Origin of the sequence: Bradyrhizobium sp. 930_D9_N1_4, from assembly GCF_052076015.1 — a bacterium.
Lineage (GTDB): Bacteria > Pseudomonadota > Alphaproteobacteria > Rhizobiales > Xanthobacteraceae > Bradyrhizobium.
Genome location: NZ_CP197236.1, coordinates 6963630 through 6976177, shown reverse-complemented (window position 1 = coordinate 6976177; position 12548 = coordinate 6963630). Strand labels below are relative to the sequence as shown.

The following is a 12548-nucleotide window of genomic DNA, read 5'->3' as shown; positions in this document are numbered from 1 at the left end:
CTGTAGTTGACCGGGATTGAAGCCAGCGGTTGCAGCTGAGATCAAGGGTTTGGCGCGTAAGACATCGTTAACTTGTTCCACTTTGGGATGAAGTCCGTCCGGGTGCAGCGCCGACGCAACACTGGATTTGAATTTGTTTTGAGCGAGCCGGCCTGCCTAGACAAAATCGCGGATTGGACCGACGCTACGCATGCATCACCACCTGACACGCAGATTCGAATTCGACTGGGGCGGGGGACAATGAAGTTTCTGACGGGGTTGCTTGCGGCGGTTCTCCTGATCGCGGGCATGGGGGCTTCTCACGCAGTGGTTCGGATCGCGGATGACCGCGGCGGCCGAATCGGAACCTACGTCGACAAATACCAGGACCTGCGACAATCAGGCGATACCGTCATCATCGACGGCCTGTGCGCTTCGGCCTGCACCATCGTCCTCGGCGCCATCCCGCACGACCGCATCTGTGTGACCTCGCACGCAACGCTCGGCTTCCACGCCGCCTGGGATTTCGGCAGCAACGGCCGCGCCGTCACCAACTCCGAGGCGACCCAGATGCTCTATGCGATGTATCCGTCGCAGGTGAAGCGCTGGATCAGTCAGCGCGGCGGCCTCACGCCGCACATGCTCTTCCTGAAGGGCAAGCAGCTCCAGGCCATGTACAAGCCCTGCTACCTGGACGCGCAGGCCTCGGCCAACAAGCCGTCGTCGCGGTAGGCTGCTGGCGTCGGTCGCCTCTGACGCTGATCCTTATCTTTCGTCATGGCCGGGCTTGTCCCGGCCATCCACGTTCTTGGGTCGGGTCAAAGTACATGGATGCCCCGGGGCAAGCCCGGGCATGGCGAGGATGGAGCGATTGCGAAGCGCTTCATCACCACGTGATCTCCACCACCCCCGCCGCGCTTGCCCGGTGCTGCGCTAACGCCTATTTGGAGGGCAGGGGAACCCTTGCCCCGATCATTGTCATGGCTCAACCGCTGCACCCGCCCCATCCAGTATCGGACAATTCGCCCACTGCCGGCCGGCTGCCGTCCGTGCTGCTGTTCGCGGGTGCGGTGTTCGGCGGGCTGGTCATGCTCGGCGTGCTCGCGCTCTGGTTCCACTACGGCAGCCAGGTGTTCTTCGAAATGATCAGGACCGGCTTTGCCGCCTGCTTCTGACCCGCGACAGGAAGTTTTCCGCTCATGAGCTCCGCTGCCCGTCCGCTGGTGATCGCGACCGCCTTCGCCGCAAGCCTCGTCCTCGGGCTCCTGATCGTGTTCTGGGCCATGGGCGGGGTCAGCAAGGTGGCGCAGCCGGCCGCGATCGGTGGGCCGTTCCAGCTCACTGACCAGACCGGCAAGGCCTTCACCGACAAGAACCTCAAGGGCAAGCCGACCCTGATCTTCTTCGGCTACACCCATTGTCCCGACGTCTGCCCGACCTCGCTGTTCGAGATCTCGGAGGTGCTGCGCGCGCTGGGCAAGGACGCCGACAAGGTCAATGCCGTCTTCATCTCGGTCGACCCCGAGCGCGATACGGTCGCGACGATGAAGGACTATCTGTCGAGCTTCGACCCGCATCTCGAAGGCCTCAGCGGCGATCCGGCCGAGACCGCCAAGGTGATCAGCTCCTACCGGGTCTACGCCAAGAAGGTCCCGACCAAGGACGGCGACTACACCATGGACCACACCGCGCTGATCTATCTGATGGACCGCGACGGCAGGTTCGTCTCGCCGTTCAACCTGAAGCGGACCCCGGAAGAGGCCGCGGCCGATTTGAAGCGGTATCTTTGAAGGCTTCGTCCGGGCGCAGCTGCTTCCACATCGTCATGGCCGGGCTTGTCCCGGCCATCCACGTTCTTGGGCGGGCTGGAAAGTTCGTGGATGCCCGGGACGAGCCCGGGCATGACGGCTGAGAGACCTTTACCCAGCCCTCAATCCGCGCTCGCGTTCCCGGCGGGATGGTCTATAAGGCCCTCCGATCCCAATGAAATTCATTCATTTCCCGCCGATGGCCCCGTCGCGACAGGTAAAATCGCCCAAAATCGTGCGCCGGGTCCTGCTGGGACTGGTCGCCGGCGTCTGCCTGCTGGCCGGTGTGTCGGGCGCCGATGCACAGGCCCCCGCCAAGCAACCCCCCGCCGCGCCTCAAGCCACGCCGCAGGTCGCGGCCCAGGCAGCTCCCCAGGCCGTGCCCGGCTTCTGGGATCCGCGGCGGCGGCCGGAGCGGCCGGACCTGTCGCGCCTGACCGTGATCCGCTTCCTGACCGAGACCGACTATCCGCCGTTCAACTACACGGGCGCCGACGGCAATCCAGCCGGCTTCAACGTCGATCTCGCGCGTGCACTGTGTGAGGAGATCAAGGTCACTTGCACGGTGCAGATGCGCCGCTTCGAGACCCTGGTCGATGCGCTCTCCTCCAACCGGGGCGATGCCATCATCGCCTCGATGGCGGTGAGCCCGCAGCTGCGCGCCCGCGTCGATTTCACCGATCCCTATTACCGCGTGCCGGCGCGCTTCGCCTCGCGCAAGGATGCGGTGATGCCGGAGATCCGGCCCGAATATCTCGAAGGCAAGAAGGTCGGCGTCGTCGCCGGCTCCGCGCATGAGGCCTACCTCAAGGCGATGTTCACCGACGCCGAGCTGCATCCCTATCCCAACGACGACGCCCTCCGCGGCGCTCTGCGCAAGGGCGAGGTCGATTTCATCTTCGGCGATGCCATCTCGCTCGCGTTCTGGATCAACGGTACCGATTCGGGTGATTGCTGCGCCTTCTCCGGCGGCCCCTTCGTCGAGAGCCGCTTCTTCGGCGAGGGCATCGGCATCGCCGTCCGCAAGGGCAACGACGTGTTGCGCCAGGCCCTGAACTGGGCCCTGTTCCGCGTCTGGGAAAAAGGCCGCTACACCGATCTGTGGCTGCGGTATTTTTCGGTGAGCCCGTTTTAATTCCGCTGCCTCCTCGTCGTCATTGCGAGGAGCGTAGCGACGAAGCAATCCAGACCGTTTCCGGGAAAAGATTCTGGATTGCTTCGCTCCGCTCGCAATGACGACGAAGGCGGCGATGTCGCCCCACAAAATTGCATTCTGCCCGGAAATCGCTATTTTCCGCGGCCCGGAGGCCCCTCAATGTCCGTTATCGATCTTGCCGCGAATCCGAGCGATCTGCGTGCGCTCGCCGAACAATCCAACGCCTGGCCGTTCGAGCAGGCGAAGGCCATTGTCGCGCGGCTGAAGAAAAGCCCGAAGGACGAGGTGCTGTTCGAGACCGGATACGGCCCGTCGGGCCTGCCGCATATCGGCACGTTCGGCGAGGTCGCGCGCACCTCGATGGTGCGCCATGCCTTCCGCGTCCTCACCGAGGACAAGGTCAAGACGCGCCTGCTGGCGTTCTCCGACGACATGGACGGCCTGCGCAAGGTGCCGGACAACGTGGCGAACAAGGCACCCCTGGAAGCCAATCTCGGCAAGCCGCTGACGCGCGTGCCCGATCCGTTCGGCACGCATGACAGCTTTGGCGCGCACAACAACGCACGCCTGCGCGCCTTCCTCGATCATTTCGGCTTCGACTACGAGTTCGCGAGCTCGACCGACTATTACACGTCCGGCCGCTTCGACGAGACGCTGCTGAAGATGCTCGCTGCCTACGACAAGGTGATGGCGATCATCCTGCCGACGCTCGGCCCCGATCGCCGCGCGACCTATTCGCCGTTCCTTCCGATCAGCAAGACCACGGGTGTCGTGCTTCAGGTGCCGATGATCCGCCGCGACGTCGCGGCCGGCACGGTGACCTATGTCGACCCGGACACCAATCAGGAAGTCGAGACGCCCGTCACCGGCGGCAACGTCAAGTGTCAGTGGAAGGCCGACTGGGCAATGCGCTGGGTCGCGCTCGGCGTCGACTATGAGATGGCCGGCAAGGATCTGATCGACTCCGTGAAGCTGTCGGGTGCGATCGCCAGGGCACTCGGCGGCACGCCGCCCGAAGGCTTCAATTACGAGCTCTTCCTCGACGACAAGGGCCAGAAGATCTCGAAGTCGAAGGGCAACGGCCTCACCATCGACGAATGGCTGCGCTATGCGTCGCCGGAATCGCTGTCGCTGTTCATGTACCGCGAGCCAAAGGCGGCGAAGCGGCTGTACTTCGACGTGATCCCGCGCAACGTCGACGATTATCAGCAGTTCAGCGACGGCTTTGCGAAGCAGGATGGCAAGCAGCAGCTCGGCAATCCCGTCTGGCACATTCACAGCGGCAATCCGCCGAAGTTCGAGATGCCCGTCACCTTCCAGCTTCTGCTGACGCTGGTGTCGTCGTCGAACGCGGAGAATGCCGAGACGCTGTGGGGTTTCATCGGCCGCTATCGCCCCGGCGTGAGCCCGCAGACGCATCCGAAGCTCGACGCGATGGTCGGCTACGCCATCAACTATTATCGCGACTTCGTCGCGCCGACGAAGACGTTCCGCGTGCCCACCGAGACCGAGCGCGCAGCACTCCAGGATTTGCGCGAGGCGTTGTCGCAGCTTCCGCAGGAAGCCTCCGCTGAAGACATCCAGAACGTCGTCTACGAGATCGGCCGACGTGAGCCGTTCCTCGACCAGGTCAAGAAGGGCAAGGACGGCCGCCCGGGCGTGACGCTCGACTGGTTCAACATGCTCTACCAGGTGCTGCTCGGCCAGGAGAAGGGCCCGCGCTTCGGCTCCTTCGTCGCGGTGTACGGCGTGCAGAACGCGGTGAACATGATCGATGGCGCGCTGGCGCGGAGCGCGTAGCGGCATTTTCACTGTCATCGTCCGCCTTGCGCGCAATTGTGCGCTGGAGCGGACGATCCAGTATTCCAGAGGCGGCCGTGATGAATCGAGACGTCGCGGCGTACTGGATTCCCCGCTTTCGCGGGGAATGACATCGAGCCTAGCTCACTGGCTCGCCCATACGATCCGCGCGATCCATGCCACATCGACCGTTGCAACCGCGCGTTCCGCTTGCGTCGCATCGAGCGGCCGCAATTCCAGCATCTTCGCCGTGCGGCGCTTCAGCGTCGCCACAAGCACTTCACCTGCCCGGGTCTTCACCACCACGCGATCGCCTTTGCGGACCGGCGCACCGGGTGAGACCAGGATGATGTCGCCGGCGCGATAGGCGGGTGCGAGCGTATCGCCTGATATCTCCAGCGCAAACGTCCGGCTGTCTTCGGCGGTTGGCAGCGCAAATTCGGTCCAGCCTTTGCCGGATGGCAACCCGGCCTCGTCGAAAGCGCCGCTGGCGCCGGCCTGTGCGAGCCCGAGCAGCGGCACGGAGCGGCTGTCGCCGGCATCGTCGTCGATCAGTCCGGCAAAGACATCCATCGAGGAGCCGGCCGCCGCCAGCGCCTTCGCGATCGACTCTGTCGAGGGCCAGCGCTCGCGGCCGTCGGCGGTGACGCGCTTGGATTTGTTGAACGTGGTGGGATCAAGCCCGGCGCGCTTGGCAAGCCCTGATGGTGACAGGCTGGCACGCGCTGCCAGCCGATCCAGCGCGATCCAGATCCGGTCGTGGGTCAGCATCCTCTGTGCTTTGGCTTGTCTGACCATGGAAGGTCCAGCCCGTCGCAACTCAGGAAAACTGTCCTCAAATCAACCGGTTTTCCGTTTTTCGCGCAAGAGGCACGCGCTAACTCTTGAGTTCGGAGGGGGCGGCCTTTACGGTCCCGCCCGGGTTTTGAGACCCGTAAGAGACCAAAAACCCCAAAAGACTCAACGGGCAAACAGGGCTGCGGTAGCGGTGGTCAAGATCTACAAAATCTGTCCGGCCTCGGCCTGGCGCGAGGCGGAACGGCAGGGTGTGTACCGGGGTAGCGCGGATGATGCGCGCGACGGTTTCATCCATTTCTCGACCGCTCCCCAGGTTCCCGAGACCCTGCGCAAACATTATTCCGGGCAGCGCGCGCTATTCCTGGTCGAGGTCGACGGCGACGCGCTCGGCAGCGAACTCCGCTGGGAGCGCTCGCGCAATGAGGAGCTGTTTCCGCATCTCTATGGCGAGCTCGATCTCGGCGCCGTGCTTTCGGTGATGAATCTCAGCATCCGCTCCGATGGCGGGCACGACACCCCGGAGCTTGCCCCGTGATCCGCGCTTTCGACGCTTTCTCGCTGCCGCTGCTGCGCTGGCTGGATGCGGAGGATGCGCATCGCCTAGCGATTCAGGGCCTGCGCTTCTTGCCGCCGGTCAAGCCGCGCACGGATGATCCCAAGCTCGCGGTGCGTGCCTTCGGGCTCAACTTTCCCAATCCGATCGGCATGGCTGCGGGCTTCGACAAGAGCGCCGAAGTGCCCGACGCGCTACTGCGGCTCGGCTTCGGCTTCGTCGAGATCGGCTCGGTGACGCCGAAGCCGCAAAGCGGCAATCCACGGCCGCGGCTGTTTCGCCTCGAGCGCGACGAAGCCGTCATCAACCGGATGGGCTTCAACAATGACGGCGCGGAAGTCGCGCTGCGCCGGCTTGCCGCGCGCGCACAGCACGGCGGCATCGTCGGCGTCAATGTCGGTGCCAACAAGGATTCGCCGGATCGCGTCAACGATTACGTCAAGCTGATCGAGACCTTCGCGCCGGTCGCGAGCTATTTCACCGTCAACGTCTCCTCGCCGAACACGCCGGGCCTGCGCAATCTTCAGGAAGGTGCTCTGCTCGACGATCTCTTGGCCAGGGTGATCGATGCGCGCGAGCGGGTGCGCGAGAGCGCCGGCGATACGCCGGTGCTGCTCAAGATCGCGCCGGATCTGAGCCTCGCCCAGCTCGACGACGTCGTCCAGGTCGCGCGCGCGCGCCGGGTCGACGGCATGATCGTGTCGAACACGACGATCGCGCGGCCGAGCACGCTGCGCGAGGAGATGCGTGCCAAGCAGCAGGGCGGTCTCTCCGGTCGGCCGCTGTTCCGCCTGTCCACGCGCATGGTCGCGGAAACCTATGTGCGGGTCGAGGGTGCCTTCCCGCTGATCGGCGTCGGCGGCGTGGATTCGGGCGGCGCGGCGCTGACGAAGATTCGCGCCGGTGCGAGCCTGATCCAGCTCTATTCGTCGCTGGTCTACAAGGGGCTCGGTCTCGTCGACGAGATCAAGCGTGACTTGACGTCGACGCTGCTGCGGACAGGGCGGGATTCGTTGTCCGAGATCGTCGGTGCGGATGCGGCGACGCTGACGGCGGAAGACTGGCCGGGGATGTAAATCTCGTGCCCCGGACGCAGCGCAGCGCGCCGGCTTCGGCGTAGTGCGCTGCAGAGCCGGGGCCCATGTGGCTGCGCTCTGGGTCCCGGCTCTGCGCAGCAGCGTTTCACGCCGCAGCGCGTCCGGGACACGAGAGCTACGGCTTCGAAAACGTCGCCCGGTACAACGCCGGATACCTTGCGCCCTGCAATCCACCACGCGCCACGTAGAACGCGATCAGCGCACACCACAGCCCGGCATTGCCGAGCGATTGCAGCGCCAGCCAGGCGCCGAAGAAGATGGCGAGCGAGACCAGCATCAGATTGCGCATCTCGCGCGCCCAGGTGGCGCCGACATAGATGCCGTCGAAGCCGAACGCGAACACGCCCGGGATCGGTGCAAGCACGATGAACGGCAGGAACTCGCGCGCGGCGCGACGGACATCCTCGCTCGCGGTCATGAAGTTGATGATATCAGGCCCGAACAGGGCGAACAGCACGGCGACGACCAGCGCAAAGCCGAGGCCCCACAGCAGCACCAGCCGGGTCGAATCCGCAAAGCCTTTTGCGTCGCGCGCGCCAAAAGTGCGGCCGCAGAGCTGCTGGGCCGCGTTGGCAAGGCCGTCGAGGAAGAAGGCGCTGACCAGCAGGAAATTGTTGAGCACGGAATTCGCCGCCAGCGTCACATCGCCGGAGCGCGCGCCCTTGGCGGTGAAGAACAGAAACACGGTGATCAGCGCGGCGGTGCGGATCATGATGTCGGAGTTCACCGCCAGCAGCCGCAGCAGTTTTTCGCGGTCGAACAGGGTCGTGCGAGGGACGGCGAAGCCGCCGACGGCATAGCGCCGGCACACGATGACGCCGAGCACGAAGCCGATCGTCTCCGACAGCAATGCGGCAACCGCCGCGCCTGCGATGCCGGTGTCGTAGACCAGCACCAGCAGGATTGTCGCCGCCATGTTGATGAGATTGATGATCACCTGAAGCAGCAGCGCCGGATTGGCGCGGGCCTGCCCCACCAGCCAGCCGAGGATGACATAGTTCGCGAAGGCGAATGGCGACGACCAGATCCGGATCATGAAATAGGTCTTCGCGGCGCGCGTGACGCCTTCGCTGCCGCCCATCAGATCGAACAGCGCGGTGGCGAGCGGCAATTGCAGCACGATCAACCCTGCACCGATCAGGCCGGCGACGATGAAGCCGCGCACCAGGATCACGGTCTGCTCGCGCGTCTCGCCGGCGCCCAGCGCCTGCGCGGTGAAGGCCAGCGTGCTCATGCGCAGGAAGCCGAACAGCCAGAACAGACAGTCGAAGATCACCGAGGCCATCGCGACGCCGCCGAGCAACGCGGCATCGTCCAGCCGTCCGATCGCGGTGGTCGAGACCACGCCGATCAGCGGCGTGGTCAGGTTCGCGACCATCGCTGGACCCGCGATGGTGAACACCTGGCGGGAGCCGATTGTGAGGGGAACGGGCGCGTGCATGTCAGAACACGAGCACCATGCCGTCTTCGGCGGCGAGATGCGGAATGTCGTGGAGACGCGACAGCACGTCGTCGCTCATATGGGTGAGGACGAGGCGTTTGGCGCCGATGGCTGGCAAATGCTGTTCCAAGGTCTTCAGGCTGAGATGGTTCTTGACCACCTTCTCGTACATATAGGCTTCGGCAATGAAAAGGTCCGCGCCATGCGCCAGCGGAATGAGCGTCTCCGTCCATTCGGTATCGGCGCTGTAGGCCAGCGTTCGGCCCTCGGTCTCGACGCGGTAGGCCAGGAACGGCCCGCCCGATTCGCCGTGCACGACCGGGTAGGGCGTCACCTTCACCGCGCCGAAGATATGGCTTTGTCCGGGCGCGAGCTCGACGACGTTCAGCTCGAAGCGCTGTTTGGTCTTCGAGGCGTGCTCGAACAGTGCCTCCATCACCTGCTTCAGTCGCGTCTCAACGCCTTGCGGGCCCGCGATCGTCAGCGGCTTGGTCCGCCGCGAGAATTGCGCATCAAGGAGGAAGAAGGGCAGGCCGGCAAAATGGTCGCCGTGGAAATGCGTGATGAGAATGAGATCGATGTCATCGCGCTCGATCTCGAGGCGCTTCAGCGCCGGCAGGGCCGACGCTCCGCAATCGATCAGGAAGTTCGCCGCGCGCCCGGAGACGTGGAAGCAGGTGTTGAGCCTGCCGCCCGACCCGAAGGCGTCGCCGCAGCCGACGAAACGCAGTTGCATCGGCTGCGGGCTCCCTGAATATGCCCGGGCTTAGCGGCGTGGGGCGCCGAAGACGCGCATCAGCAACCAGATCGGGATCACGATGACGGCGCCGAGCAGGAAGTAGCGCCATAGCCAGTTCACGGTGTCGAAGCCGAGATCCCAGAGACGCTGGAACAGCAGGCGGATGCTGGTGAGGATGTTCCAGGGATCGAAGCCGATCGTCGCCAGCACGACGCCGACCAGGATCGAGAGCAGGACAAGGCGAAACGCGACCGCCAGCGGCGAGCCGCCGAGAAAGCGGTTCAGCCCATCGCTGCGGCCGGCCGGCAAATCTCTGACGTCTTGGACCATCTCAAAAAACTCCTTAGCGGATTCGACCCCATTATAGGTCACGGCGGGGCACATGGGGAACCCGCAACCACCCGTCAATGGCTGTCGGCCGGCGCCGCAACCTTAATTGTTGGTAGGGATTCGTCCGTTTTCAGCATTTTTTCCAGCGTTTCCAGTCGGTCGGCCTCCCGCGGGGGCTTGTCCCAGCGTAGGCGGCTGATGCGGGGAAAGCGCATCGCGACGCCGGATTTGTGCCGGGGCGAGCGCTGCAGCCCTTCGAAGGTGACTTCCAGCACCAGCCCCTTGTCGCCCTCATGCACGACATGGCGGACCGGGCCGAACTTTTCGGTGGTGTTGCGGCGGACGAAGCGGTCGATCTGCAACAGCTCCTCGTCGGTGAAGCCGAAATAGGCTTTGCCGACCGGCACCAGCTCGTCGCCGGTCGCGCCGTCCGTCCAGACGCCGAAAGTGTAGTCGGAATAATAGGACGAACGCTTGCCGTGGCCGCGCTGCGCATACATCAGCACGGCATCGATGATGTGCGGATCGCGCTTCCACTTCCACCACTGTCCCTTTGGCCGCCCCGGCAGATAGGGCGCATCGCGCCGCTTCAGCATCACACCCTCGACGGCATCCGCATCCTCGCCCGCACCGGCGCTCGCCGGATCGGCGCGTGCGGCGGTGAGCGCGTCCCAGCTCGCGAAGGGCACGGTGGGCGACAGATCGATGCGGGGATCGTCGAGCTTGGCGATGAACGTCTCCAGCTGCTTGCGTCGCTCGGCGAACGGCAGCTCGCGCAGATCGTTGGCGTCGTCGCCGAGCAGATCGTAGGCGCGAAGGTGGATCGGAAACTCCTTGATCAGCTTCGGCGATACGATTTTGCGATTGAGCCGCTGCTGCAGGACGTTGAAACTCTGGACGCGGCCTTCGCGCAGGATCAGCAGCTCGCCGTCGATGGCGCCCGGCCACCGCAGCGACGGCACCAGATCCGGAAAACTCCCGGTGATGTCCTCGCCGGTGCGCGAATAGAGCCGTGCGGTGATCTGGCCGTGCTCGTCGCGTCCGGCGACCGCCTGCACGCGGATGCCGTCCCATTTCCATTCGGCGATGTAGTCGGCGGGATCGAGCGCTGCGAAATCGGTGTCCTCGATCGCATGCGCCAGCATCACCGGCCTGAACGGCGCGGGATCAAGATTGACCGGCTTCTCGCCGCGGCCTTCCAGCCAGGCGAACAGGTCGGGATAGGGGGGCGCCAGGCCCGGCCAGATCAGCTCGACCTCGTGCGGGTCCTTGTCGCCGAGCGCGGCGGCTGCGGTCTTGGCGAGCCGTGCGGAGATACCGATACGCAACGCGCCGGTGACGAGTTTTAAAAGCGCCCAGCGGCCGGTTTCGTCGAGCTCGTCGAGCCAGCGTTCAAGCTGCTTCGGCAGCTCGGTCTTGCCGAGGGTGCGGAGCGTCGAGACGACTTCGGTGAGGGTGGGAGGCGGTGGATTGTTGTGGGCGGCCAGCTCGGCCTTCGGCCACATCAGCGCGACCGTCTCCGAGAGATCGCCGACGTAGTCGTAGCTCAGTCCGAACAGCACTTCATCCGTGCGCGACGCGATCAAATTGCGGATCAGTGCCGGCTTGGCGTGCTTGAAACTCAGCGCGCCCGTCAGCGCCGCCAGCGCATAGCCGCGGTCGGGATCGCCGACCTCGCGAAAATAGCCGGTGAGCAAGCGCAGCTTGTTGTTGCGGCCGGGCTCGTAGGCGAGGCGGTCCAGCAGCTCGGCGAAGCGGTTCATGCGTCCGCCTCGCCGGTCAGCGGCGTCTCGCTCTCTTCCTCGTCGCCGTAACCGACGAGGTCGAGCGGCTGCGCCCGTAACCCGCGCGCCTTGCACCAATGCACCAGCGCGTCTTCCTGGCCATGGGTGACCCAGATCTCGCCGGCGCCGGTCGCCGCGATCGTCGCGGTGAGGCCGTCCCAATCGGCGTGATCGGAGATCACCATCGGCAGCTCGATGCCGCGCTGGCGCGCGCGGGCGCGCACGCGCATCCAGCCCGAGGCGAACGCGGTGACGGGATCGGGGAAGCGTCGCGTCCAGACATCTGATGTCGCCGACGGCGGCGCCAGCGTGATGGTGCCGGCGAGTGCCGCCTTCTTCACGCCCATCACCGGCCTGAGCTCGCCGAGATCGATCCCGCGGCTCTGATAGTAGTGCGTGATCTTCTCCATCGCGCCATGCAGGTAGATCGGTGCGTCATAGCCGGCGTCGCGCAGCAGCTTGATCACGCGCTGCGCCTTGCCGAGCGAATAGGCGCCGACGAGATGTGCGCGCTCGGGAAACAACGCGACGGAGGCCAGCAACTTCCTGACCTCGTCGGCGGCATCGCCGTGGCGAAACACCGGCAGGCCGAAGGTGGCCTCGGTGATGAAGACGTCGCAGGGCACCAGCTCGAACGGCGTGCAGGTCGGGTCGGGCGCATCCTTGTAGTCGCCGGAGGCGACGATGCAGGTATTTTTGCAGGTTACCGCGACCTGCGCCGAGCCCAGCACATGGCCGGCCGGGTGAAACTTGACGCGGACCTCGCCGAGCCGGATTTCCTCGCCATAGCCGATCGCCTGCGTCGAGCCGGCAAAATTCTCGCCGTAGCGCAGCCGCATCATGTCGAGCGTCTCCTGCGTCGCCAGCACCGCGCCATGGCCTGCGCGGGCGTGATCGGAATGGCCGTGGGTGATCACGGCCCGCTCCACCGGGCGGACAGGGTCGATATGGAAGCCGCCGGGCTTGCAGCACAGGCCGCTCGCGAGGGGCATCAGGATGTCTTGGGGGCGCATGCCTGATATATAGGTGGCGCCGCCTCATCTTCGAGTCACTCGCCCACTTC

At 65.1% G+C, this 12548-nt stretch carries 13 protein-coding genes; 7 read left to right on the top strand and 6 right to left on the bottom strand.

Annotation, left to right across the window (positions count from 1 at the left end; all coding sequences use genetic code 11):
* Nucleotides 1-240: 240 nt before the first annotated feature.
* The 5 genes from AB7532_RS33175 to AB7532_RS33155 all read left to right on the top strand — a co-directional run bounded on the left by AB7532_RS33175 (nt 241) and on the right by AB7532_RS33155 (nt 4743).
* Nucleotides 241-711, top strand: coding sequence for a hypothetical protein (locus AB7532_RS33175; protein WP_441238862.1), 471 nt, complete (start codon nt 241-243; stop codon nt 709-711).
* A 248-nt stretch (nt 712-959) separates the two neighbouring features.
* The gene (locus AB7532_RS33170) at nt 960-1154 is read left to right on the top strand and encodes a hypothetical protein (protein WP_441238861.1); all 195 of its coding nucleotides are present in this window, start codon (nt 960-962) and stop codon (nt 1152-1154) included.
* 24 nt (nt 1155-1178) lie between these two features.
* Complete coding sequence (locus tag AB7532_RS33165) at nt 1179-1769, top strand: SCO family protein (RefSeq protein ID WP_441238860.1); 591 nt, start codon at nt 1179-1181, stop codon at nt 1767-1769.
* A gap of 217 nt (nt 1770-1986) precedes the next feature.
* The gene (locus AB7532_RS33160; protein ID WP_441239406.1) at nt 1987-2922 is read left to right on the top strand and encodes a transporter substrate-binding domain-containing protein; all 936 of its coding nucleotides are present in this window, start codon (nt 1987-1989) and stop codon (nt 2920-2922) included.
* Nucleotides 2923-3102: 180 nt separating this feature from the next.
* Complete coding sequence (locus AB7532_RS33155; protein WP_441238859.1) at nt 3103-4743, top strand: lysine--tRNA ligase; 1641 nt, start codon at nt 3103-3105, stop codon at nt 4741-4743.
* A gap of 144 nt (nt 4744-4887) precedes the next feature.
* Here AB7532_RS33155 and AB7532_RS33150 read toward each other — a convergent pair whose 3' ends face one another.
* Entirely contained in the window at nt 4888-5541 is a 654-nt protein-coding gene (locus tag AB7532_RS33150; protein ID WP_441238858.1) for a S24 family peptidase, read from the bottom strand.
* Nucleotides 5542-5731: 190 nt separating this feature from the next.
* Between AB7532_RS33150 and AB7532_RS33145 the strand changes: the two genes are divergently transcribed.
* On the top strand, nt 5732-6076 hold the full coding sequence (locus AB7532_RS33145; protein WP_441238857.1) for a DUF952 domain-containing protein: 345 nt from the start codon (nt 5732-5734) through the stop codon (nt 6074-6076).
* On the top strand, nt 6073-7170 hold the full coding sequence (locus AB7532_RS33140; RefSeq protein WP_441238856.1) for a quinone-dependent dihydroorotate dehydrogenase: 1098 nt from the start codon (nt 6073-6075) through the stop codon (nt 7168-7170). Before AB7532_RS33145 ends, AB7532_RS33140 begins: the two co-directional genes overlap by 4 nt.
* A gap of 136 nt (nt 7171-7306) precedes the next feature.
* Here AB7532_RS33140 and AB7532_RS33135 read toward each other — a convergent pair whose 3' ends face one another.
* The 5 genes from AB7532_RS33135 to AB7532_RS33115 all read right to left on the bottom strand — a co-directional run bounded on the left by AB7532_RS33135 (nt 7307) and on the right by AB7532_RS33115 (nt 12498).
* Entirely contained in the window at nt 7307-8632 is a 1326-nt protein-coding gene (locus AB7532_RS33135) for an MATE family efflux transporter (RefSeq protein WP_441238855.1), read from the bottom strand.
* 1 nt (nt 8633) lies between these two features.
* Complete coding sequence (locus AB7532_RS33130) at nt 8634-9368, bottom strand: MBL fold metallo-hydrolase (RefSeq protein WP_441238854.1); 735 nt, start codon at nt 9366-9368, stop codon at nt 8634-8636.
* Nucleotides 9369-9398: 30 nt separating this feature from the next.
* The gene (locus AB7532_RS33125; protein ID WP_441238853.1) at nt 9399-9701 is read right to left on the bottom strand and encodes a DUF6460 domain-containing protein; all 303 of its coding nucleotides are present in this window, start codon (nt 9699-9701) and stop codon (nt 9399-9401) included.
* Between the two features lie 74 nt (nt 9702-9775).
* A complete protein-coding gene (locus AB7532_RS33120; RefSeq protein WP_441238852.1) occupies nt 9776-11464 on the bottom strand; it encodes a cisplatin damage response ATP-dependent DNA ligase in 1689 nt (562 codons plus the stop codon).
* The gene (locus tag AB7532_RS33115; RefSeq protein ID WP_441238851.1) at nt 11461-12498 is read right to left on the bottom strand and encodes a ligase-associated DNA damage response exonuclease; all 1038 of its coding nucleotides are present in this window, start codon (nt 12496-12498) and stop codon (nt 11461-11463) included. Before AB7532_RS33115 ends, AB7532_RS33120 begins: the two co-directional genes overlap by 4 nt.
* Between the last annotated feature and the right edge of the window lie 50 nt (nt 12499-12548).

Coding starts and splice junctions, on each gene's coding strand:
- AB7532_RS33175 (WP_441238862.1), top strand. CDS start 241: ATGAAGTTTCTGACGGGGTTGCTTGCGGCGGTTCTCCTGATCGCGGGC.
- AB7532_RS33170 (WP_441238861.1), top strand. CDS start 960: ATGGCTCAACCGCTGCACCCGCCCCATCCAGTATCGGACAATTCGCCC.
- AB7532_RS33165 (WP_441238860.1), top strand. CDS start 1,179: ATGAGCTCCGCTGCCCGTCCGCTGGTGATCGCGACCGCCTTCGCCGCA.
- AB7532_RS33160 (WP_441239406.1), top strand. CDS start 1,987: ATGGCCCCGTCGCGACAGGTAAAATCGCCCAAAATCGTGCGCCGGGTC.
- AB7532_RS33155 (WP_441238859.1), top strand. CDS start 3,103: ATGTCCGTTATCGATCTTGCCGCGAATCCGAGCGATCTGCGTGCGCTC.
- AB7532_RS33150 (WP_441238858.1), bottom strand. CDS start 5,541: ATGGTCAGACAAGCCAAAGCACAGAGGATGCTGACCCACGACCGGATC.
- AB7532_RS33135 (WP_441238855.1), bottom strand. CDS start 8,632: ATGCACGCGCCCGTTCCCCTCACAATCGGCTCCCGCCAGGTGTTCACC.
- AB7532_RS33130 (WP_441238854.1), bottom strand. CDS start 9,368: ATGCAACTGCGTTTCGTCGGCTGCGGCGACGCCTTCGGGTCGGGCGGC.
- AB7532_RS33125 (WP_441238853.1), bottom strand. CDS start 9,701: ATGGTCCAAGACGTCAGAGATTTGCCGGCCGGCCGCAGCGATGGGCTG.
- AB7532_RS33120 (WP_441238852.1), bottom strand. CDS start 11,464: ATGAACCGCTTCGCCGAGCTGCTGGACCGCCTCGCCTACGAGCCCGGC.
- AB7532_RS33115 (WP_441238851.1), bottom strand. CDS start 12,498: ATGCGCCCCCAAGACATCCTGATGCCCCTCGCGAGCGGCCTGTGCTGC.